At 43.7% G+C, this 22,973-nt stretch carries 11 protein-coding genes; 10 read left to right on the plus strand and 1 reads right to left on the minus strand.

Going from position 1 to position 22,973, the window contains the following annotated elements; all coding sequences use genetic code 11:
* Positions 1–102 precede the first annotated feature (102 nt).
* From P3L47_RS10545 to P3L47_RS10580, 8 genes are all read left to right on the plus strand, one after another.
* A complete protein-coding gene (locus P3L47_RS10545; RefSeq protein ID WP_277783582.1) occupies positions 103–2,790 on the plus strand; it encodes a glycoside hydrolase family 38 N-terminal domain-containing protein in 2,688 nt (895 codons plus the stop codon).
* 61 nt (positions 2,791–2,851) lie between these two features.
* Positions 2,852–5,098, plus strand: coding sequence for a hypothetical protein (locus P3L47_RS10550; protein ID WP_277783583.1), 2,247 nt, complete (start codon positions 2,852–2,854; stop codon positions 5,096–5,098).
* An 11-nt stretch (positions 5,099–5,109) separates the two neighbouring features.
* Complete coding sequence (locus P3L47_RS10555) at positions 5,110–7,389, plus strand: hypothetical protein (RefSeq protein ID WP_277783584.1); 2,280 nt, start codon at positions 5,110–5,112, stop codon at positions 7,387–7,389.
* A 315-nt stretch (positions 7,390–7,704) separates the two neighbouring features.
* Complete coding sequence (locus P3L47_RS10560; RefSeq protein ID WP_277783585.1) at positions 7,705–9,441, plus strand: discoidin domain-containing protein; 1,737 nt, start codon at positions 7,705–7,707, stop codon at positions 9,439–9,441.
* A gap of 29 nt (positions 9,442–9,470) precedes the next feature.
* Positions 9,471–11,915, plus strand: a complete 2,445-nt coding sequence (galA, locus tag P3L47_RS10565) for a beta-galactosidase GalA (RefSeq protein WP_277783586.1) — start codon at positions 9,471–9,473, stop codon at positions 11,913–11,915.
* Between the two features lie 13 nt (positions 11,916–11,928).
* On the plus strand, positions 11,929–14,145 hold the full coding sequence (locus P3L47_RS10570) for a glycoside hydrolase family 3 C-terminal domain-containing protein (protein WP_277783587.1): 2,217 nt from the start codon (positions 11,929–11,931) through the stop codon (positions 14,143–14,145).
* Positions 14,132–16,417 carry a glycosyl hydrolase family 95 catalytic domain-containing protein gene (locus tag P3L47_RS10575; RefSeq protein ID WP_277783588.1) on the plus strand — a complete coding sequence of 762 codons (2,286 nt, stop codon included), beginning with the start codon at positions 14,132–14,134 and terminating at the stop codon, positions 16,415–16,417. The genes P3L47_RS10570 and P3L47_RS10575 overlap by 14 nt, the downstream gene beginning before the upstream one ends.
* Before the next feature lie 183 nt (positions 16,418–16,600).
* Positions 16,601–17,143, plus strand: coding sequence for an RNA polymerase sigma-70 factor (locus tag P3L47_RS10580; RefSeq protein WP_277783589.1), 543 nt, complete (start codon positions 16,601–16,603; stop codon positions 17,141–17,143).
* Here the strand turns inward: P3L47_RS10580 and P3L47_RS10585 are convergent.
* Positions 17,133–18,305: an ATP-binding protein gene (locus tag P3L47_RS10585; RefSeq protein WP_277783590.1), complete on the minus strand. Its 1,173-nt coding sequence runs from the start codon at positions 18,303–18,305 to the stop codon at positions 17,133–17,135. The two genes, P3L47_RS10580 and P3L47_RS10585, sit on opposite strands and share 11 nt — an antisense overlap.
* A gap of 199 nt (positions 18,306–18,504) precedes the next feature.
* Between P3L47_RS10585 and P3L47_RS10590 the strand changes: the two genes are divergently transcribed.
* Together P3L47_RS10590 and P3L47_RS10595 are read left to right on the plus strand one after the other, a co-directional pair.
* Complete coding sequence (locus tag P3L47_RS10590) at positions 18,505–19,515, plus strand: FecR family protein (RefSeq protein ID WP_122360976.1); 1,011 nt, start codon at positions 18,505–18,507, stop codon at positions 19,513–19,515.
* Positions 19,516–19,691: 176 nt separating this feature from the next.
* A complete protein-coding gene (locus P3L47_RS10595) occupies positions 19,692–22,964 on the plus strand; it encodes a TonB-dependent receptor (protein ID WP_277783591.1) in 3,273 nt (1,090 codons plus the stop codon).
* Positions 22,965–22,973 lie beyond the last annotated feature (9 nt).

A 22,973-nucleotide genomic window follows, 5' to 3' on the forward strand; every position in this document is an offset into this window, starting at 1 on the left:
ATTTGGTACAATACGTAAGATTGTATAACTTAATAAAAGGAAAGTATAAATCGATTATATGCTATTCCTCCTATTTTTGCATCACATTATACTTACACTTATATGAAACGAATTTTGCTTTTTATCGTACTGGTACTATTTATATCCCGGTCGAACGCACAAATAGCTGCGATAGATGTTGATAAAGGTTCTGAAAAGACATCGGTAGAAGATATCATAATTGTATTTAAAATGCATTTTGATATTGGATATACAGACTGGTCGGAATCTATATTGCAGAAATATGCCACTTCCATGATGGATGAAACTTTGCATTCGGTGGATGTAACGAGTAAGTTGCCACCGGAACAACAGTTTGTGTGGACACTCCCCGGATGGCCTATGAAATATATACTGGACAATGTATCGGCAGACCGGAAGCCGGGTATTGAGACAGCCCTGAAAGATGGACGTTTCAGGGTGCATGCTCTTCCTTTTACTTATGAAACGGAGTCGAGCGACCTGGAAACGTTGGTTCGCGGAATGTCCTATTCTTCTCAGATCAACCGGACGTATGGACATCCGCTGACAAGAGGTGCTAAACTGACTGACGTTCCCAGTCATTCCTGGATTTTACCGACGCTGCTGACACAGGCAGGAGTAAAGATTTTACATATCGGATGTAATCCGGGGTCAGTTTCTCCGGAACTTCCGACATTATTCTGGTGGGAAGGTCCTGACGGCTCCCGGTTACTGACATTTAACTGGGCTGAATATTATGGATCAGGTGTTTTGCCGCCTGAAGGGTGGAAACATAAAACATGGTTAGCCATGATCCATACACATGAAAATACCGGAGCTCCGAAACCGGAAGAGGTTGCGGCTGTATTGGAAGAAGCCCGTAAGAAAGTACCGGGAGCCAGGGTCAGGATAGGACAACTGGAAGATTTTTACGATACATTGATGAAAGAAAATCCATCTATTCCTGTGGTACGCGGAGATATGCCCGACACCTGGATTCATGGTTATATGTCAATGCCCAAGGAGGTGAAGATCAATAAATCGATGCAGCGTCTGATCTATAATGAAGAGACCTTGAACACATTGCTGAAAGGCTGGAACGTGAAAGCGGAACCTGTGAAACCGTATGTCGACAAGGCTATCGAACAGTCGGTATTATTTGACGAACATACTTTCGGACTGGCAATCAGTCACGGCCACCAGGCTTTTTGGAAATATGGCGATCCGTTTGTAATAGATCGTGCGAAAGGTGCTTATGATTTTATTGAAGAATCATGGAATGAAAAGGCTAACCGTGTACATCGGTCGAAACAATATCTTATCCCCTCTTTACGTAAAGACATGCGTAATTTGGCCAATGCCGTAGAAGGGGATGGGCAGAAGGTGGTGGTATATAACCCGTTACCCTGGAAACGTTCGGGTGTCGTTTCTTTGTTTATGGATGTGTATCAGAAGAAATTTACTGTTTATGGATTGAAAGACGAACAGACCGGCAAGGTCATTCCTGCTTATAATGAGGGTAACTATCTTTCATTTACCGCTCATGATGTACCTACTTTGGGATATAAAACATATTCGGTGATAACCGAGCCTGTTTCGGAAAAGGCTCATGCCATTCGTGTCGATCAGGTGGAAAATGTGATTGAGAATCCCTATTTCAAAGTTGTTATTTCATCGGAAAACGGTGCTCTGTTGTCTGTTTGGGATAAGAAACGGCAGCAGGAGATGGTCGATACCGGCAATGAATACAGCTTTGGTGAGTTTATTCATGAGAAGTTTGGTAATGAAGAGATCGAACGATATAACAAGGCATACGTTAAACCGGGTCATCATGGTTGGGCAGACCAGGAGATGGGACGTCCGGTCGATCCGGCTTTAAAGTATGAAATGGTTAAAGGTAAAGCTTTACGGATTGTTTATAATCAAACTGCACACTCGGTGGAAGCCACAGCCTTCTGCCGTACCGGTCGTGGTGAAGATTATACTTTGACCTATACGCTTTATGAAGATTCTCCTTACCTGGAAATCTGTTGGGGTATGCAGGGTAAGCGGGCCGATATGCAGCCGGAAGGCGGATGGCTGGCATTTCCTTTCAATGTCTCTCAGCCGACTTTTCATTTAGGACGTACGGGGGCTGTCGTTAATCCGGCTACGGATTTTATAAAGCGTTCTAATCATGATTATTATTTTCTGAATACAGGGATGGCTGTTGTCGACCCGAAAGGGAAGGGATTCGGATTGAATACTCCGAATGCTCCGGCAGTCAGCCTGGATCGCCCGGGGTTGTATCGTTTTACCGGTGACTTCATTCCTCAAAGACCGAATGTGTTTGTCAATCTATTCAATACCCAGTGGGGAACAAACTTTACAGAGTGGGTGGAAGGTGCCTTGTCGGCGAAGGTTTATCTATGGTCGGTCGATGAATATAAAAATGAGCCTTCACTGATTACTCCGACAGAAGAAACCCGTGTGCCTCTTATGGCTGTTTACCGGGAAGGAAAAGGTGGCGAACTACCTGTGTCGGCAGAAGGAATACAGTTGTCGAAGAAAGGTGTTTTGGTTACAGCCTTCGGAGCCAATACGGACGGAGACGGAGACGTTCTGCGTGTCTGGGAACAGGCCGGGGATGCGGGTGAATGTGTGATCACATTACCTGACTGTGGTTATCGTACGGCCCAGTATTGTAATTTACGTGGAGAGCGTCAGGGAAAAGCCTTTCCTGTGAAGCAAAATAAAATAACTATTAACTTGAAGGCCTACCAGCCTTTATCATTAATTCTGGAGAAATAAGCAAATGAATTTCAATAAGTGTGTTTTTATATGTATTAGTTTTTTTGTATGCTCTGCTTTTATGCAGAACTTGTTGGCAGAACCTTCCGGGAGGAAGGTTCATGCTGATAAGAAAATTCCGCAGCTTTCAGGGAAAGGAAGCTGGTTACCGGCAGTGAAGGATGTAACTAAAAATATCCGTTTGTTGGAATGTTCTTACAACGAGGCCGAGTTAAAGCAGTGTGAAGAGATCAATTCGTCTTCTGCCTGGGAGGTACGGACCGAACAGACAATGGCTAATGGTGGCAAACTATATACTTTTTCTTTCACAGCCAGACAGGATATGAAAGATGCCGGCGTGGCAGTGGCATTCGACCGGTATGGCTGGACAAGCGATAACTATGTGATGATCCCTTCTTCCGTTTATAACGGTAACAGGCAACGTATTGTCAATCGCTCGTATGCTACGGGGCTCGATAAGACAGATTATAACCGGAAGGATCTGGCGTTGACTTCCAATCCGATTCCGCAGCTTTCTCCTGAGTTCGGAGCTTCCTCCCGTTTGGAGGTCAATGTCAGCAATGCGGCGACTCCTGCCATGACGATGCTGGAACGGGGGAAGAAGTCCGGGACGATTTTATTGACCGACCAGGGTATCGAATGGAATAAGCAACTATTGGATCATGCCCTGATCGTAGAAGAAACACCTGATCGCAGTATCGCCTCTTTTGTTATCAGTGCTCCGGGGGTACGGGAACGTAAACCGGAATTTATCGGTTTCAGTAAAAGTCCTGACCGGGGAATACAGGTGAAGAAGGGAGATAAAATCGTTATACGGGTTACCGAGATCACTTTTCCCTGTGAAGATGTTCCGGAATTACTGGCGCGCTTTATGAAAGATCGTAAACTACATACTGCCGGGGAAGCTCCCCGTAATCTGATGCCGATGAGTGAGGTGCTGACACGGATGGTACGGAATATCGACGACCGTTATCATGTCGGTGACCAGTGGGAATATTATTGTCCGGAGAATGCCGACTGGATCTCTTACGGTTGGATTGGCGGTCTGATGAATACCTATCCGATGCTGGCTTTAGGCGATGAGGAGCATTTGCGGAAAGTGAAAAATACGTTCGACTTCGGACTGCCGCGTGCAAAAGGGAAAAGCGGTTACTATTATGATGTTCTCGGATCGGACGGAAAAGTCTTATACCGTGATGCGGCTGTCAACAATCCAGGAATCGGTCTGACCCGTAAAAACGGCGATGTACTTTACTGGATGGTCAAACAATTTATGTTATTGAAGGAACAGGGGAAAGCTTCTATTATCGATGCCGGTTGGGAAACGAATGTGCGTCTGTTGGCAGATGCCTTTGTCAATACCTGGAAAAAAGAGGGAACATGGGGGAATTATCTGAATGTGGAAACAGGCGACGTAGCTGTATACAATACGACAAGCGGAGCAATGGCAGTAGCTGGATTGGCCCTGGCTTCCGAATATTATAAGAATCCCTCTTACCTGGAAGTTGCCTGCGAAGCTGCTGCGGATTATTACGATAATTTTGCTTTAGTCGGCTTTACCTCCGGTGGTTGCGGAGATATCCTTCAAAATGCAGACTCCGAAACGGCGGTTGCTCTGCTTACTTCTTTAATGACACTTTATGAAGTGACGGGGAAAGAACAATATCTGAAACAATCGGCCGACCTGGCCAATCTATGTGCCACCTGGACCGTATCTTTCCCTTACCGTCTGCCGGAAGATACTCCGTTGGCAAAACTGGGAGCCAATCTGACCGGTGCCGTTTGGGCAAGTACACAGAATAAGCACGGCGCTCCGGGTTTTTGTACGCAGTCCGGAGATGCCTTGTTCAAACTATACCGTTCTACCGGCGATGTTTCTTATGCAGAATTACTCCGTGACGTAATCCATGCCCATGCAGAAGGCATACAACCCAACGGAAAGATTACAGAACGTCTTACTTATTGTGATGCCGATAGCCGTGGCTCTCGCGGAGACGGTGGTAAGACCGGCTGGAATGAAACAAACGGTGCCATGATGGCATTGGAGATTCCGGGTATTTATGTTCGGACAGACCTCGGCTCCCTCTATGTCTTTGATCATGTAGAAGCGAAAATAATCAAACAGAACAAGAAACAATTAGTTCTGCAAATTACGAACCCGACCGCTTACGACGCAACTGTCACCCTCTTTGCAGAGAATGCAGAAGAAGCAGCCCGTCCGCTGGGCGACAATGCCTTCCTCGGATGGAATGATAAAGTGACGGTAAAGGCGGGTAAGTCTGTAACCTATAAACTAAAAACAAATTAATAACAACTCTTATGATAGAATATAAGAAAGTCCTTTCATTATGTGCTGCTTCTTTACTTCTTTTCAGTTGTACGACAGAGAAGACCTGGGATTTCAATACCGACTATTTCAGTATCGGTGTGAATGACAAGGGGTATATTACCAGTATGAAAAATACGACTGTTTCGCCTGCCCGCGAGTTCAGTCCAGCTGATAAACCCTCTCCGTTGATGTCGTTATATGATTCTGAGAAAAGGGTGTTTTACACACCGCAAAGTGCCGTTTTCAATGACGCAACTCATTGTTTTACGTTGGAATATCCGAACGGTTCTGTGGCTGAAGTCTCATTGCAACCCAGTGGTAAATATTTTAAACTGACATTGAATAGCCTGGAGCCAAGAAACGGTATCGATGCGATTCAATGGGGAAGCTACTATACCAACATCACCAACCTGTTAGGTGAAATTATCGGTGTTGCTCGCGATACCAGCGATGTGGTGAATTACAGTATCGGCGTGCTCGCTCTCGATGATAATACATTAGGCGGTACACCCGATATCGAAGGCGATGCTGCCCCTTTCCAATACATCATTCACACGCCGGATAAAGAACGCTACCCGTTGCCTGACAGTTTGCATGAAGGACAAATATTTACTTTGGGTGGTGATGGCGTCAGCGATGTCGCTTTCTATGCCAATAAGGAACCTTATTACCGGATCATGTACGGAAATGCGGCTTTGGTGGATAGCCTGGGACGCATTTATCTGAATTATCAGTCGAGGGATCGCAGCAAACCGCGCCAGGTCTTTTATTCCCTGATCCCGAATATGCCGGCAAACATTCCGAACCATATCGATGTGGAACCTATACCGGATGTCGATTTTATCGGTTCTTCCGTTGCTTTATGGGGTAGTCCGGACAGTACGGCGCTGTTGGATGTCATTCAAAATATTGTCCTCTCGGAAGGATTGCCTTATCCGACCGTAAAAGGAAAATGGATCAAAGACCCGGCTGCCTTTAGTCCGGATGTAATGACCAGCGGTAACCGTTACGACAGCATTATTTCGTATACCGCCCGTTTGGGCTTCCCTGCCATCCATGCATACGATCAGGGATTTTTGCGTCCCGACCGTGCCAACGAAGGGTATCTGGACGGAAAAGCTCAAACAAAGAAGCCTTTCCGTTTTAATTCAGGAAATAAATCACATCGTGAGTTTGCCGACCTGGCTGCCGCCGAAGGTTTGATGTTAGGTCGTGTCTGCATTACCAACTCACTGGCACCAGGTACTAAGGATGCCAGCCCTGTCCCCAGCGACAGCCTATGTTATCAACAGAAACGCACGTTGATGAAAAGTATCACCGCCCAGGATACGCTGATAGTGGTCGATGATCCGAAATACCTGGAAGAAATAGCCAGTTGGGAAGGTCATTGCAAAGACCTGAATATTCTGAAAATCGGAAAGGAACTGATTCATTATCTGGGAGTTTCCGAAACAGCTCCTTATACATTACAGCATGTAACTCGTGGCTATTGGGGAACGCAGGCCGCTAGCCATGAAGCTAATGAGCCTGTTTATAAATTGCAGGTGACCATCAATTACGGTTACGACGGATTGATCCCGAACCTGGCCCTTCAGGATGAGATTGCCGAATATTATGCAGAGGTGGCTACCCATAGCGGTCTGACTCTTTATGATTTCGACGGACAGGAATTTCTGTTCAACAACGGCCATGGCTATTATTCTGCCAAACGTTTTTTCCGCAAACTATTTGAAAGAGCCAAAGAGCTGGATGTTCCCTATATCCGTTTCTCCGGTGCTACCTTGTCGGAAGGCTCCTGGCATTACCAGAGTGTATGGAATGTAGGCGGCGGACGTAACCTGTATGATATCGACACCCGTGAATGGGGAAGTGCGACCAGTCAGGGAAAAGACTTGCGCGATGTGACCTATTCGAATTATTATCCGGTTTCGTTCGGTGGTAATTTTGCTATCAAAGATACTTCAACTGTAGAACAATATGAACATGTGCAGGCCATCTCAGTCGGATACGGTGCAACCTATTTCCTGGCCATTAACCAGGAAGATGTAGAAAGTTGTCCGCAGAAAGACGAGATATTCAAAGCCATTCGTACCTGGGAAGATGCCCGCCGGGCGAATGCCTTCCCCCGACAGCTGAAGAAACTTCTTAGGGATCCGTCCTACGACTGGAGGTTGGAGGCCGATGAAGATGGAAATACCTGGACATTGTACCGTCTTGCCAATGGCGATAAGGTAGAATCGTTTGTTTTACGAAGAGCGGAAGGATATTAAAATAGCACAATAGTGCTGGGGAGTATAGCACTATAGTGTCAAGGGAGCTAGCATAGTAGTGCTATATACCCTGGCACTATAGTGCTACTTTTAATGATATAGGCATCCTGGTATCTTACGGATATCTGTTGTCAGGAGTTTTCCGTGGTACTGTAAAGTATGCGAGCTTATTGTATGAAGGATGATTATATATAGATATTGTTTGTAAGACAGTAAATGTTGCCATTTTTGTTGTATATCTACTTGCTAATCTGTATATTTGTTCCCGTAAATACCTGGAAAACTCAATCTTTATATGTGATAAATACAAGAAGTATGAAAAAGTTATTGCTAACCTTGCTGGCTGTACCTCTTTTGGTAAGTTGCCAGGATTCTCACCAGATCGAAGCTAAAATAGCCCAGTCTCCGAAAACGTTTTGTAATCCGGTGAACCTCAATTATCGGTTCATGAAAATAGATGGAGGTGAGGGAATTCGGGAAGCTGCCGATCCGGTTGTAGTAACCTTCAAAGAGAAACATTATCTGTTTGCATCCAAGTCGTCAGGCTATTGGTATTCGGATGATTTTACTAATTGGAAACATGTTTTTATAACCGATTCCGTGCTGCCCATCGAGGATTATGCACCGGGGCTTTTTATACACAATGACTACCTGTATTATGTGGGGTCTACCCATGGGAAAGGAATGTTGTACCGTTCATCCGCTCCGGAAAAAGGAGAGTGGGAGCCGGTGAAGGAAATCTGGTCTTTCTGGGACCCTGCTTTCTATGTAGAAGGGGATAATTTGTATATGTACTATGGCTGTTCGCCTGTCGATCCGATCTATATGCAGGTACTGGACCTGAATACATTGGAAGCTAAAACAGAAGTGATCGCCTGCTTTAACAGTGATAAGGAAAATCATGGCTGGGAACGAACGGGAGAATTGAACGAACTGCCCCGTCGTCCTTATATCGAAGGAGCCTGGATGACGGCTCATCAAGGTAAGTATTATTTACAATATGCCGGTCCGGGAACCGAATGGAAGTCGTATGCGGACGGTGTGTATGTCAGCGCATCTCCTACCGGTCCGTTTACCTATATGGAAAACAGTCCGGTCTCTTATAAACCGACCGGATTTATCGGTGGTGCCGGACATGGCTGTATGTTTACGGTCGGTAACGAAAACTATTGGAAAGCGGCAACCAACTCGATTTCCGTCCGTCACATGTTTGAACGGAGAGTTTCTTTCTTCCCTGCCGGTTTCGATAAGGATGGTTACCTATATACGAATACCTATTTAGGAGATTATCCGATGTATCTGCCCGGAGGCAAAGAGCAGACTGCCGGAAACTATCAACCCGATTGGATGTTGCTTTCCTATAAGAAACCGGTCACAGTCTCTTCTTCACTGGATGGTTATCCGGCAGAGAATACGGTGGATGAAGATTCCCGCACGGCATGGGTTGCCGCATCGAATAAAGCAGACGAATGGCTACAGGTCGATTTGCAGAAACTCTCTTCCATTCAGGCCATACAGGTGAATTTCGACGAATACGGAGCGAATCAGCGAGGCTTTGTTCCGGATGTTTACCAAAGTTATCTAATCTCTGCTTCTGCCAATGGCGAAGACTGGTATCCGGTAGTGGATTACAGTACTAAAAAGACTGATACTCCTCATGACTATATCGAATTTGATACTCCGTTTAAGGCTCGGTATATCAAATTGCAGAATAAAGAATATACAGTATCGTCGAATCTGTCCGTCCGTGATCTGAGGATTTTCGGTAACGGTCTGGGTAGTAAGCCGCGTGCAGTGAATGGCTTTACAGTGGAACGGGATCTTACCGATCCGTGTAAGGTACGTTTGAGCTGGAATGAAGTGCCGCATACTCAAGGGTATATTGTCCGTTATGGCGTGGCGAAAGACAAACTGTATAACAATTTCCAGGTGATGGGAGACACTGCCCTGGAAATCGGAAGCTTGAATCAGGGTGTTACTTATTATTTTGCCATAGATACTTATAATGAGAATGGCGTTACTCAAACGTCGCAGATAGAAGTTTGCCAATAATGACAAAATAGAAAACAATAGATAGAAGAATGAAAAGATTGATTTTTACAGTCATGCTACTACTCCCTTCCCTTTGGATGGGGGCGCAGTCGCAACGCGAGAAAGTATTATTAAACCAGGATTGGCTTTTTGCTAAGGGACATGCGGCTAATCCGGAAAAGGATTTTAATTACGGACAGGCATTGTCGTTCTCTAAGATTGCCTTTTTGCAGGAGTCGACTATGCTGGATGCTGACCAGGAATCACGTTTGGCCATTCCTCATACGCAACGGTTTGATGACAGCGCATGGGAGAAGATTTCTGTGCCTCATGATTGGGGAATGGCTTTGGGATATAGCCAGGAGCAATTCAAGATGAAAGGATACCGCAAGCTGGGCGGACGTGCACCCGAAAACAGTGTGGGCTGGTATCGGAAACGGTTTACGCCCGAATTGGTAAAAGGGGACCGGTATACGCTGGAGTTTGAGGGTATCTTCCGTGATGCACAGGTATGGATGAACGGAGTCTATTTGGGACGTGGCGAGAGCGGCTATGTGCCTTTGGTATTCGATGTAACGGAATGCCTGAATTATGAGAAGGATGCGGAAAATGTGATCTCCGTCCGTGTAGACGCTACTCATTCCGAATTATGGTCGTACGAAGGTGCCGGTATCTACCGCAATGTATGGCTTCATCGCACGGCTCCCGTGCATATTCCGCAATGGGGAACATTCGTTACCAGTGAAGTGGATTTGCAGAAGAAAGAAGCCCGTGTGAAGGCTCAGGTGGAAGTTACTAACCAGGGTGGAAATACATCGAATGTCATTGTAAGGAATATTATAGTAGACAATCAGGGCAAAGAGATAGCCAGTGCAGACGCAAAGGTTTCCGTGAAATCATTGGAGACGGAAGAAGTAGAGACATTTATGAATGTACCGGATGCCCGTTTATGGTCATTGAAGACTCCGACTCTTTATACATTACATACAGATATTGTTGCAGATGGGAAAGTTGTAGACAGTTACGAGACATCTTTCGGTATCCGTGATATTCGTTTCGATGCGAACGAAGGTTTCTTCCTTAATGGCGAACGTGTGCAGATTCAGGGGGTATGTTGCCATCAAGATCATGCCGGCGTAGGTATTGCCGTTCCGGACCAGCTGAATGCCTGGAGGGTGGCCCGCTTGAAAGAATACGGGGTAAATGCATATCGTGCTTCCCACAATCCCCCGACAACGGCTGTGCTGAATGCTTGTGACACATTAGGTATGTTGTTCATGGATGAACTGCGTGTATTGAGCTCCAGTAAAGAAGGTCTGAGCCAGTTGGAAACGATCATTCGTCGCGACAGGAATCATCCGTCTGTTATCATCTGGTGTTTGGGGAACGAAGAACCAGCGATACAGGGAACAGAGAAGGGGCGTATGATTGTTGAGCGCATGAAAGCCGTTCAGCGTAAACTGGATCCTACCCGCCCGTGCACGGCTGCCATGAACGGTAGCTGGGGTGAAGGTTTTACCTATGCCGTAGATGTACAGGGTTCTAATTATTATAAAATAGGTAATATCGATGCCGTACATGAAAAGTTCCCGAACCTGCCCTGTATCTTCACTGAAGAGGCGAGTACGGTGATGACGCGTGGTATTTATCAGACGGATGCAAAGAAAGGTTTCCATCAGGCTTATGATCGTGACTGTCCGGGATGGGGAGCACGTGCACAAGAATGGATGCGTTATGTCGATGCACGCAAGTTTGTCGCCGGTGCTTTCGTATGGACCGGTTTCGATTATGGAGGCGAGGCGCAGTTGCATTTCTGGCCGGGTGTAGTGTCTCATTTCGGTATTCTGGATTATTGCGGTTTCCCGAAAGATGCTTTCTGGTATTATAAAGCCTGGTGGACGGAAGAACCGGTGTTGCACGTGCTTCCTCATTGGAATGGAATCGGTACCGATTCGGTCGATGTACATTTGTATACTAATATGGATGAGGTGGAACTGTTCCTGAACGGTAAGAGCTTGGGTAAAAAGACGGTTGAAAAGTTCGATATTCCTGCTTGGCGTGTTAAATACACTCCGGGTAAGCTGTTGGCTAAAGGAAAGAAGGACGGAAAGAAATATACGGAGTTGGTAGAAACTACCGGAAAGCCGGCTTCTCTGCAACTGGTCAGTGAGAACGGTTCTTCTATTCAGGGTGATGGCAATGACGTGGCAATCGTAACCGTAAAAGTATTGGATGCCAAAGGACGTGTAGTGCCGATTGCCGACAACAGTATTCATTTCGATGTCCGCAACGGCAAGATATTGGGAGTGGGTAATGGTAATCCTTGTAGTCAGGAACCGGATGTCTTCCCCGTAGGCAGTGATGTACACCGGAATGCTTTTAATGGTTACGCCCAGGTACTTGTTACCAGTGACCGCTCCGGCCAACCTATTGAACTGACAGCCGTATCGGAAGGACTGAAAGAGAGTAAAATCATTGTCGAAGTAACAAAATAAAATAGATAATCACATGAAAAACAAACTGAAAAGTATCGTTTTACTGGCTGTTGTCTCTTTGAACGGCCTGGTAGCACAGACGTATGAGTTTCCGTTCCGGAATCCGGATCTTCCATTGGATGAACGTGTGCAGGATATTATTTCCCGTCTCACCCTGGAAGAAAAAGTTCAGTTGATGAAACATGCCGCTCCGGCGGTTCCCCGTTTAGGCATACCGGCTTATAACTGGTGGAATGAAGCGCTTCACGGTGTAGCCCGTACAAAGGAAAAGGTGACTGTTTTCCCACAGGCTATCGGTATGGCTGCCACTTTCGACACAGAAGCTTTGCAGCTGATGGGGGATATGACCTCTTCGGAAGGTCGTGCCCTCTTTAACGAAGATTTGAAAGCAGGAAAGACCGGTAGTATTTACCGTGGACTGACCTATTGGACTCCGAATATCAATATCTTCCGTGATCCCCGCTGGGGACGTGGGCAGGAGTGTTACGGTGAAGACCCCTATCTGACAGGTAAGATGGGATCGGCTATTGTCCGTGGCCTGGAAGGTAGTGATTCTCATTATCTGAAAGCAGTAGCCTGTGCCAAGCACTATGCCGTACATAGCGGACCGGAAGGCAATCGTCACTCGTATGATGCGCATGTTTCTTTATATGATTTATGGGATACGTATCTACCGGCTTTCCGTGAGTTGGTGACGAAGGCGAAAGTGCATGGTGTGATGTGTGCCTACAATCGCTTGGAGGGGCAACCCTGTTGTGGACATAATGAGTTGTTGCAGGATATTCTGCGCAATCAGTGGAAGTTTGATGGGTATGTGACATCCGATTGCTGGGCGGTAAGTGACTTTGCGAAGTATCACAAAACACATAGCAATGATACGGAAGCAGTAGCAGATGCAGTCCTAGCTGGTACCGACTTGGAGTGTGGTGATTTGTATCAGAAGTTGCAACAGGGAGTAGAGCGCGGTATTATTTCGGAGAAAGAAATCAATGTTTCTCTGGCTCGTTTGTTTGAAATCCAGTTTAAGTTGGGTATGTATGATCCGGCTGACCGTGTACCATATTCTACAATTGGTCGTGAAGTGATCGAGTGTGATGCGCATAAAGCTCATGCTTATAAAATGGCACAGGAGTCGATGGTCTTGTTGAAGAACCATAAGAATATACTTCCTTTAAACCCGAAGAAGATCAAACGTATTGCTTTAATCGGTCCGAATATGGATAATGGCAGCACGCTGTTAGCTAACTATTTCGGTGTTCCGAGCGAAATCATCACTCCGTATAAGAGTTTGAAGAAACGTTTTGGTAATACGATTCAGATCGATACGCTGACAGGTGTCGGTATTGTTCAGAAACTGGAAGGTGCTCCCTCTTTTGCCCAGGTGGCTGCTCAGGCTAAGAAAGCAGACATTATCATCTTCGTTGGCGGTATCAGCGCCGACTATGAAGGAGAGGCCGGTGATGCCGGAGCTGCCGGTTACGGTGGTTTTGCCAGCGGTGACCGTACCACAATGAAGTTGCCGGCGGTACAGACTGAATTGATGAAAGAGTTGAAGAAGACAGGCCGTCCGTTGATTCTGGTCAATATGTCCGGTTCCGTTATGAGCTTCGACTGGGAGAGCCGCAATGCAGATGCTATCCTTCAGGCCTGGTATGGCGGACAAGCTGCCGGTGATGCTATCACCGATGTTCTTTTCGGCGACTATAACCCGGCAGGCCGTATGCCGTTGACTACCTATATGAATGATGAAGATCTTCCGGATTTCGAAGATTATTCGATGGCGAACCGTACGTATCGTTATTTTAAAGACGATGTTCGTTATCCGTTCGGTTATGGCTTGAGCTATACTACATTTGCTTATCAGCCATTATCGAATGCTTCCGTCGTAAAAACCGGCGAAAGCATCCAGGTAACAACAACGGTGACCAATACCGGTAAACGGGATGGTGATGAAGTGGTCCAGCTATATGTCTCTCATCCTCAGAACGGAAATACCCGTGTCCCGCTACGTGCCCTGAAAGGCTTCAAACGTATTCATTTGAATAAAGGCGAAAGCCAGACAGTTACTTTTATGCTTTCTCCGGAAGAGTTGGCATTAGTAGATGACAAAGGTAATCTGGTTCAGAAAGAAGGTCCGGTAGAATTATATATCGGCGGAGGCCAGCCTTATAAATCGGAAGGCAGTTTCGGAGAGTTGAAGATTGAGGGAGAACCGTATGTTGTGTATTAGGAATATAAATATAGTAGTAAGTTTAGTTGTTAGCCTGTTGTTGATCGGATGCGATCTCCAACAGGCTAATGCCTTGCAGGAGCAGGCGGAGGCAATCATCAGTAAGCATACGATTCGTTTTACCGAACCTCCGAAACGGATTCCTAACCGTAATTCGGTAGATGCGCCTTTGCTGGGGAATGGCTTTACTGGTGTCGCACTGGCGGGGCCTCCCGAAGCACAGACCTTTTACGTAGCCAGAAACGATTTTTGGCGGTTGAAGTCGGCTTTAGATGAATCCTATCCCTTGGTACTGGGTAAAATAGAGTTGTCGATACCGGCTTTGGAAGGAGCTTCTTATCTGGTGGAACAACAGTTATATGATGCTACTACGACTGCCCGGTTTACAAAAGATAATCAGTCTGTATCCTATAAAACATATGTGTCGGCTACTGAAGATTTGTTGGTTGTCGAACTGGAAATGGATGGAGAAGGCAGTATAGAAGGTCATGTAAACCTGTCTTTGCCCGGAGAGAAAGAAATCATAAATAAACCGCCATTGGAACGAGTCTTTCCTGATGAACGGGAAGTCGGTATAACCAAAGAAGGCGTTCTCTATCTATGGCGGGCTTTTGAAGATTCTGTCGATATTCCAACCAAAGCGGCTATGGCTTTGCGTATGGATCAGTCTTCGGATGGAAGTTTTGTCCTGGAGCCGGGCAAACCGGTGCGCATGGTCTGTGCTTTTTCAAGTAATTTTAAAAGCAATGACTGTGTATCGGATGTTATCGGGCGTGCTTCCGACTGTTCTTCTTCCCATCTGAAAGAAGTAGAAAAGCATCATCAGGAATGGTGGAAAGATTATTGGCAGAAGTCTTTTGTCAGTATCCCCGATTCGGTAATAGAAAAGCAATATTATCTGTCTCTTTACGGAACAGCTTCTTGCAGTCGTGATAAGGATTTTCCTCCTTCTATCTTCGGTACCTGGATTACCCGGGAACGTCCGAACTGGAACGGTGATTATCATTTGAATTATAATCATATGGCTCCCTATTACGGTTTATACTCTTCCAACCGTATCGAACAGGCCGATCCCTATTATATGCCGATGCTGGCTTTGATATCCCGCGGAAATTATTATTCTGAAAAAGTAACCGGTATTCCTGACGGTATCTTGTTACCTGTAGGTGCTGGTCCTCTGGGTATCGAAACAACTCGTCGTTCTCCTTTTATGGATACCTATTTTAAAGGTTGGTTCGAAGAAAAGCTGGTAGAGGATGAGGGTTTCTTTATGGGGCAGAAAAGCAATTCGGCGTATGCGGTTGTCAATATGTCCATGCAGTTTTATCGTACCTGGGATAAGGCATATACCCGGAAGGTCTATCCGTTCGTAAAGGGAGTTGCTGCTTTCTGGGAAAAGTATTTAACGCTTGAAGGAGACCGTTATGTTATTTATAATGATGCTATCCATGAAGGTACGGTTGGAACAATGAATCCGATCCTGTCTTTGGGACTGGTACGGATGGTTATGCAAACCGTATCCGACATGAGCATTTTTCTGGGAGTCGATGATGACAAACGAGAGCAATGGGCATTTATCACCAACCATATATCCGGTTATCCGTTGCAGGAACGAAATGGTAAAACAGTCTTTCGCTATACGGAAAAAGGAACGGATTGGTGGGATGGTAATACGTTGGGTATCCAGCATATTTATCCGGCAGGTCAGATCGGCTTAAACAGTGATCCGGAAATGTTGAAGATTGCACATAATACAGTCGACGAAATGCAGCGTTGGCTGGATTTCAACGGAAGTAACAGTTTCTTTCCGGCAGCAGTGCGGATAGGTTATGATCCGGACAGTATTTTGGTTCATTTGAATGCCTACTCCCGTCATACTTATCCGAACGGATTTCAGTTGGATAATCCGCATGGCATAGAGAACTGGAGTACCGTTCCCAACACGATCAACGAGATGCTTTGTATGGGGCATCAGGACATTGTCCGCGTTTTTCCGGTTTGGCCACGTGAAAAAGACGCTTCATTCCATCAGATCAGGGTAGAGGGAGCTTTTTTGGTTTCCGGCGAATTGAAAAATGGTGAGGTTGCTTCCCTCGCCATATTCAGTGAACAAGGGAGACCTTTGAGTTTATTGAATCCCTGGAAGCATAAGAAAGTCCGGATGAAAGTTTGGCAATCAGACCGGTTACTGGAAGAAAAAGAGTTGGAAGGAGAAATATTTCATATGGAAACCTTACCAGGTGCAAGTTATTCGTTTATAGTTAGTAATTGATTGAGATTTTTTAGGCTTGCAGGTGTACTGTTTATTTTAATATCTGTTTTAAAACGGTCCCTGCAAGCTTTATCTTTTTATCTATTTCTGATAGGTATATTGTTTATTTGGTTATTTTTGCGAAACAGAGGGATACGAGATTAACAAAAGAATAACCTCATTTAATGAAGAAACTATACAAACATGATCATTAATGAAAGAACATTCAAAGATGCATATAATGACTATTTTGAAATTATATGCCGCTTCCTGAATTACTATACCCGCGATTATCAGGTAATAGAGGAGGTGGTTCAGGATGTTTTTGTCTGTTTGTGGGAGGATTACGAAGGTAAAGAAATACAATACATCAAGACTTTTTTATATAACAGTGCCCGTAACCGGATGCTGAATTATTTGCGTGATGAAGATAATCACGCTGTTTTATTAGAGAAATGGGCCCGTATCGAATTAGAAAAGAACGAATCGGTCGATTGTGTAGACCGTGAGTTGTTTTATCAATTACTGCAAGCTGCCGTCGAGTCTTTACCTGAAAAATGTCGGGAGATATTTATCCTGAGCCGGGAAGAACAATTAAGTTACAAAGAAATAGCACAAGTAAAAGAGATTTCCGTAAAGACTGTCGAGAACCAAATGGGGATTGCCTTAAAAAAGATACGTGAATATATTGCATCCCATTCGGACGAAGCGATGGCGCTTGTATTATTATCTCTTCTTAATAAATGAAACCAAACATCCATAAGGGGATTTCGTTTTTATAGGCATATTCTATGTCATCTTTCACCACATATCCCTCGGTTGCATTTTTTATCTGTACCTGTTTTTTGTTTCGCCCACCAACTTCGAATGTACGTCCGTCAATTTCAAAATCGCTTATAGGGGATGATGTGACGAAGTGCCTTACACGCATCCAGGCCAAGAAGACGGTTTCACGAATATTACCAATATCAGGTGTCATGTCGGACAACATATAGGCGATGTCTGAATTATTAAGATAGACTTTATCTATCTTTTCCAATAATTTCAGGCCATTGGCCTTTTCGCGAAGCAGATTTATGAGTCCGGCTTTTTCCAGATAGAGCAGATAGTCGGGCAGTGTGTTCCGACTGATTTCAAGGTCACGTTCCAATTTGGTGTAGTTAGGCTTGAATGGAACGCTTTGGGCAAGTGCGTAAAGTAATTTTTTCAACTTAAAAGCCGATGCAATATTCATTTCTGCAAATTGAGGAATGTCTGTTTCCACCATAAGTTTCACGACACTGCTTAATCGCAGACGATACTCCGTCTCTGTGAAAAAAGGGTAATAGCCTGCTTGCAGATAACTTTTAAAAAGTTTAAGAGGACGCTCTTTTTCATAAGGGAATAGTACTTTCCCGGCTAATATATCGGATAAAGAATAGGCAGGTAACTGCCATCCTTGAGTCAGATTAATGTATTCTCTGAAAGAGAGGCCGGGCAGGTTGTACTCCACTTTCCTTCGACTTAAATCGGCACCGCCTTTTTCCAAATCAAGAATGGACGACCCAGTGTAGACGACATGCAGACCGGGTATTTGGTCGTAGATGTTTTTTATCTCTGTCGACCATCCTTTGTATTTATGTATTTCATCAATAAAGAGCTTTTTCCCACCTTGTGTATAGAACTGATAGGCTAAATCGAAAAGCCGATGAGTGGTAAAATAAAAGTCATCAGCGGTAACATAAAGCACTTCTTCAGGATTCTCGTACTTTTTGATGTGTTGAAGCAATAACGTAGTCTTGCCTACACCTCTTGAACCGACAATGGCTATCAATCTGCTATCCCAGGCAATTTTTTCATGCAGGAAGCGGATGAAATCGGTAGAAGTCAGTTCTAATTGGAGACGAAAATTTCTGTATAAGTTTTGCATATTAGCTATCATTTAGGCTTTTATTCGCTACAAAGATAATAAATTGCATGATGCATTGTGCAGTTTTTGTGAAAAATCGCACGGTGTATCGTGCAGTTTTTGCTGATTATTACCTGCAGAAAGGTACAGTAAAAAATATTTCAAATTCCTTTGGGGGTATTAGGGGGCATTATGTGTCAACTAATAAAAGAAACGGAATATGAACGAACGACAAATACCATATGAACTACTAGCCAAGTATTTATCCCGGCAATGCATACAGGCAGAATTGGAAGAGGTAAATCGTTGGTTGAACGAAGATGCCGAACATCCTCTTCTGCTGGAAAAGCTGAAGCTGCAATGGGAAGCAGTTCAGGTGGATGCCTCTGCCTTTGTGATACCGGATAAAGCAGCGGTATGGAATAAGGTACAGGCACGTATTCGTGATAAAGTAAAGCAGGTTCCATTGTATTCCCGTTCATTATTGATACGTGTGTCGTCAATAGCTGCTGTTATTGCGTTGGTTCTAGGCTTTTCACTCTCTTTTTTATTGAATGGTCAGAAAGAATCCTGGCAGGCTTCTCAGTTTGAAAATGTGGTTATGGCACCTCCCGGACAGAAAACTCAGCTTGTTCTTCCTGATGGTACACTGGTTTGGCTGAATTCCGGATCGCGTTTGTCTTATAACTATCAGTATAGTACACAAGATCGTATTGTCAATCTGGAAGGAGAGGCTTTCTTTGATGTTCAAAAAGATACGCAATATCCTTTTATAGTCAAGACCGGTGCCGTTGATGTAAAAGTACATGGTACGGCATTTAATGTCAGTGCATATGCCGACGATGAGGATATTATGGTAGCATTGCTTCGAGGAAAAGTAAGTTTGCTATCGGCCAAAGATCAGCAGTTGCTGACTTATTTATCGCCGGATCAGGAAGCTACTGTTTCTAAAAGTAGTTTGTTGTGTCATGTTGAGACGTGCGATGCGGAAATAGAGGCTAGCTGGCACCACAATCTTTTAAAGTTTGATGGTGCATCTGCAGAAGAAGTATGGAAGAAATTGGAACGTTGGTATGGAGTGGATATAACATTATCTAATGTGGATGCTTCCAGGGCTTATTGGTTTACCATTAAGACAGAGTCATTGACGGAATTATTGGAGATGATCAATAAGATTACCCCAATAGAGTATAAATTAGACGGGAAGGAGGTGACGATCAGATATAAATAGAGATGCTTTTTGTCTAACGTATAATGCCTTATGCGTAAAAGGCACAGAGACCCCTAATCTCCATGCCTTTTGAAGTATATATACTTATTCGGTTGTTATGCCTTTGGCAGGCATAACAAATAATTGATATACAATGGCAAAGATATAACAAATTTATAATCTTAAAGCTATTACACATGTTTAAAATAAACTGGAAATTATTACCAGTGCTTGTTGCATTCGGAGCAGTAAATAGCGTCTATGCACAGGCCGAAAAACTAGATTTATCGGTAACGAATAAATCATTAAAACAATTTATTACTCAGGTAGAGAAAGAGACGGATTATACTTTTATGCTGGATCAGACTGTCGATCAGAATCAGAAAATCACAGTAAAAGGTCAGCAGGAAAGTTTGGAAACGATTTTAACAAAAGCCTTTGCAGGAAAACCTGTTACTTTCGAAATTGTTGGCAAACAGATTATTTTGAAATTGCCACGCACCACACAAAGCGGTCAGACAAAGAAAATTACTGGTACAATCAAGGATGAGAACGGTGAAGCTGTTATCGGAGCAAATGTCTCGGTAAAGGGTACAACGACTGGAACGATTACGGATATAGATGGCAATTTTAGCCTGGAAGCACAGCAGGGGGCTACTCTACTCATTTCTTATATTGGATATGAAACGCAGGAAATAACTGTAGGAAGTCAATCGGTTTATAGTATAAGATTGTCGGAAGATAGTCAGGCTTTGGATGAAGTAGTCGTAATTGGTTATGGTACGCAGAATAGACAGGCGATTACAGGATCTATTACTAAAGCCGATATTGATACATATCGTGATGTCCCGACTAATAACATTATGGAAACGATTAAAGGTTCGGTTCCGGGATTGAATGTAGGCGGTGTGAATAAAGCGGGTAATGTTGCCGGATTCAGCATTCGAGGTCAAAATTCAACCCGTGATGGCGGTAATAATCCATTGATAGTATTGGATGGTGCTATTTATGACGGGTCATTAGCTGATATACCATCAGAAGATATTGAAAATTTTACTGTATTGAAAGATGCCAGTGCAGCAGCTGTTTATGGTAGCCGTTCTGCTAATGGGGTTATTTTGATTCAGACAAAACGAGGTAGAAGCAAGTCTTCGAAACCGGAATTTAATGTAAATTTATCATATGGTATAAGTAACGAACTGAAACGCTTGAAGGTATATGATGCCCCTGGCTATTTACAACATATCTTAGATGTACGTCAAGCCAATGGTTTGGATGCAGATCCAGCGAAGATAGACCTTTATCTTCAGGCAGAAGAGTCGAAAAACTATAATGCAACACCAGACCATCAACCTACTTTTTCGGATCCTTATGAACTGTTTCGTCAGAATGCTTATAATTTGAAGGCAAATGTAAGTGTTTCTAATAGCTCGGAATTTGCGAGTTATTATATCTCTGCAGCAATGACAGATCAGAAAGGAGTTGTGCTGAATGACCGCTATAAGAATTTCTCAGGCCGTGTCAATATTGATAGTAATCTGACAAGCTGGTTGAAAGTAGGGGTAAAAACCAATTATAGTATTCGTGATTATTCAGGAAGTACTCCGTCTATGGAGAAAGCTGCCCAGTTTAGCCCTTATGCTTCTTTGTATGATGAAGAAGGACGTTATTTACAGTTTCCTCAAACAACAACATCTTTCCAAAGTCCGTTTTGGAGTATGAGGACGGATGATACGGAGAAATACAATATTTTGGGAGCTATTCTGAATGGTAAGATAACCGTACCTTGGGTGAAAGGCCTGACATACGAGATGGTTTATTCAAATACTTTGCGTTGGTCTCAGAAAAATTACTTTTATGATGAATATACAACCGAAGGACAGGGCAAAAACGGTAAGGGGGAACGAAAGAACGAAAACAACTACAGCATGTTGTTGGACAATATGATTAAATATAACAATACATTTAATCAAAAACATAATGTGGATGTGACTCTACTGTACTCAAGAGAACGTCGTACTTGGGATGATATGACTTCTTATGCAGAGAATTTTGATAATACTGTTTTGGGTGACAATAAACTGGAAGATGGCAAAAAGCAGACAGTAAATACGGGGGCTGGTGAAAGTGGTGCAATTGCTTGGATGGCTCGTGGTACTTATACTTTCGACGGTCGTTATTCTTTGACCGGAACTGTGCGTCGGGATGGTTGTTCTGCCTTTAGTATCAATCGGAAATGGGCCACTTTTGCTTCCGGAGGCTTGAATTGGAATATCACTAATGAATCTTTTATGAAGGATGTTAAGGCTATTGATAATCTGTCATTGCGCGTTTCTTATGGTTCAAATGGTAACCAATCTATTGATTCATACAGTACATTGGCTAAAGTGGGCACTAATAAATATATCTTTGCAGGCGACCCGTCTTATTCAATTACACAAGGAATTTCATCTTTTGCATTGAATGATTTGGGATGGGAAAAGACGACAGGAGCTAACTTCGGAGTAGATTTTTCTGTATTGAATAACCGTCTTTCCGGTTCTGTAGATGCTTATTTTACCAATACGACAGATTTGCTTTTTAGTCTTGCATTACCATCCGTTTCCGGTAAAACTTCTATTTTATCTAATTTAGGTAAAATTAAAAACAAAGGGGTTGAAATCGGTTTACATTCGGTTAATATAGAGACAAAAGATTTTTCATGGACTTCTGATTTTGCTTTCTCTTTAAACCGTAATAAAGTAGCTACTATTTATGGTGAAGATAACGATGGAGATGGAAAAGAAGATGATTTGATCAGCTCCGGATATTTTATTGGAAAAACATTAGGCACAATCTATAACTATAAAGTGAATGGTATGTGGCAGCAAAGTGATGTCGACAACGGCACGATTATGGAAGGAATGCGTCCTGGTGATTATAAATTGGAAGATGTGGATGGCGACGGGAAGATTAGTTCGGATAAGGACCGTCAATTCTTGGGTACTTCAAAAGAAAACTTCCGTTGGAGTTTGACGAATACATTGTCATACAAAGATTTTTCTTTGATGGTATATATTAATTCTATCTGGGGTGGAAATGGATATTTCCTTTCCGGCAACAATACTCCTTATACTGATGAGTATGTGAATAGCGCAGCACATAATAGAACTGTCTATGATTACTGGACTCCGGAGAATACGAATGCAAAGTATCCACGTCCTGATTATCAAGCGAATGCAAGGTATAAAGGAACAAAATACGTAGATCGTAGTTTTATTAAATTGCAAAAGATTGCTTTAAGTTATGATTTATCAAGATTGGTGAAACCGTATGGATTTAATAATATGCGTTTATCTTTGAGTGCAGATAACTTATTTACGTTTGCTCCTCATTGGGATGGTTTAGATCCGGAAACAGATTCTGGTTTGAAGATTACGGCATTCCCATCTATTCGTACATATCAAATGACTTTAATGTTTAACTTTTAATCTATTGGA

Source organism: Parabacteroides chongii, from assembly GCF_029581355.1.
Classification (GTDB): Bacteria; Bacteroidota; Bacteroidia; order Bacteroidales; family Tannerellaceae; genus Parabacteroides; species Parabacteroides chongii.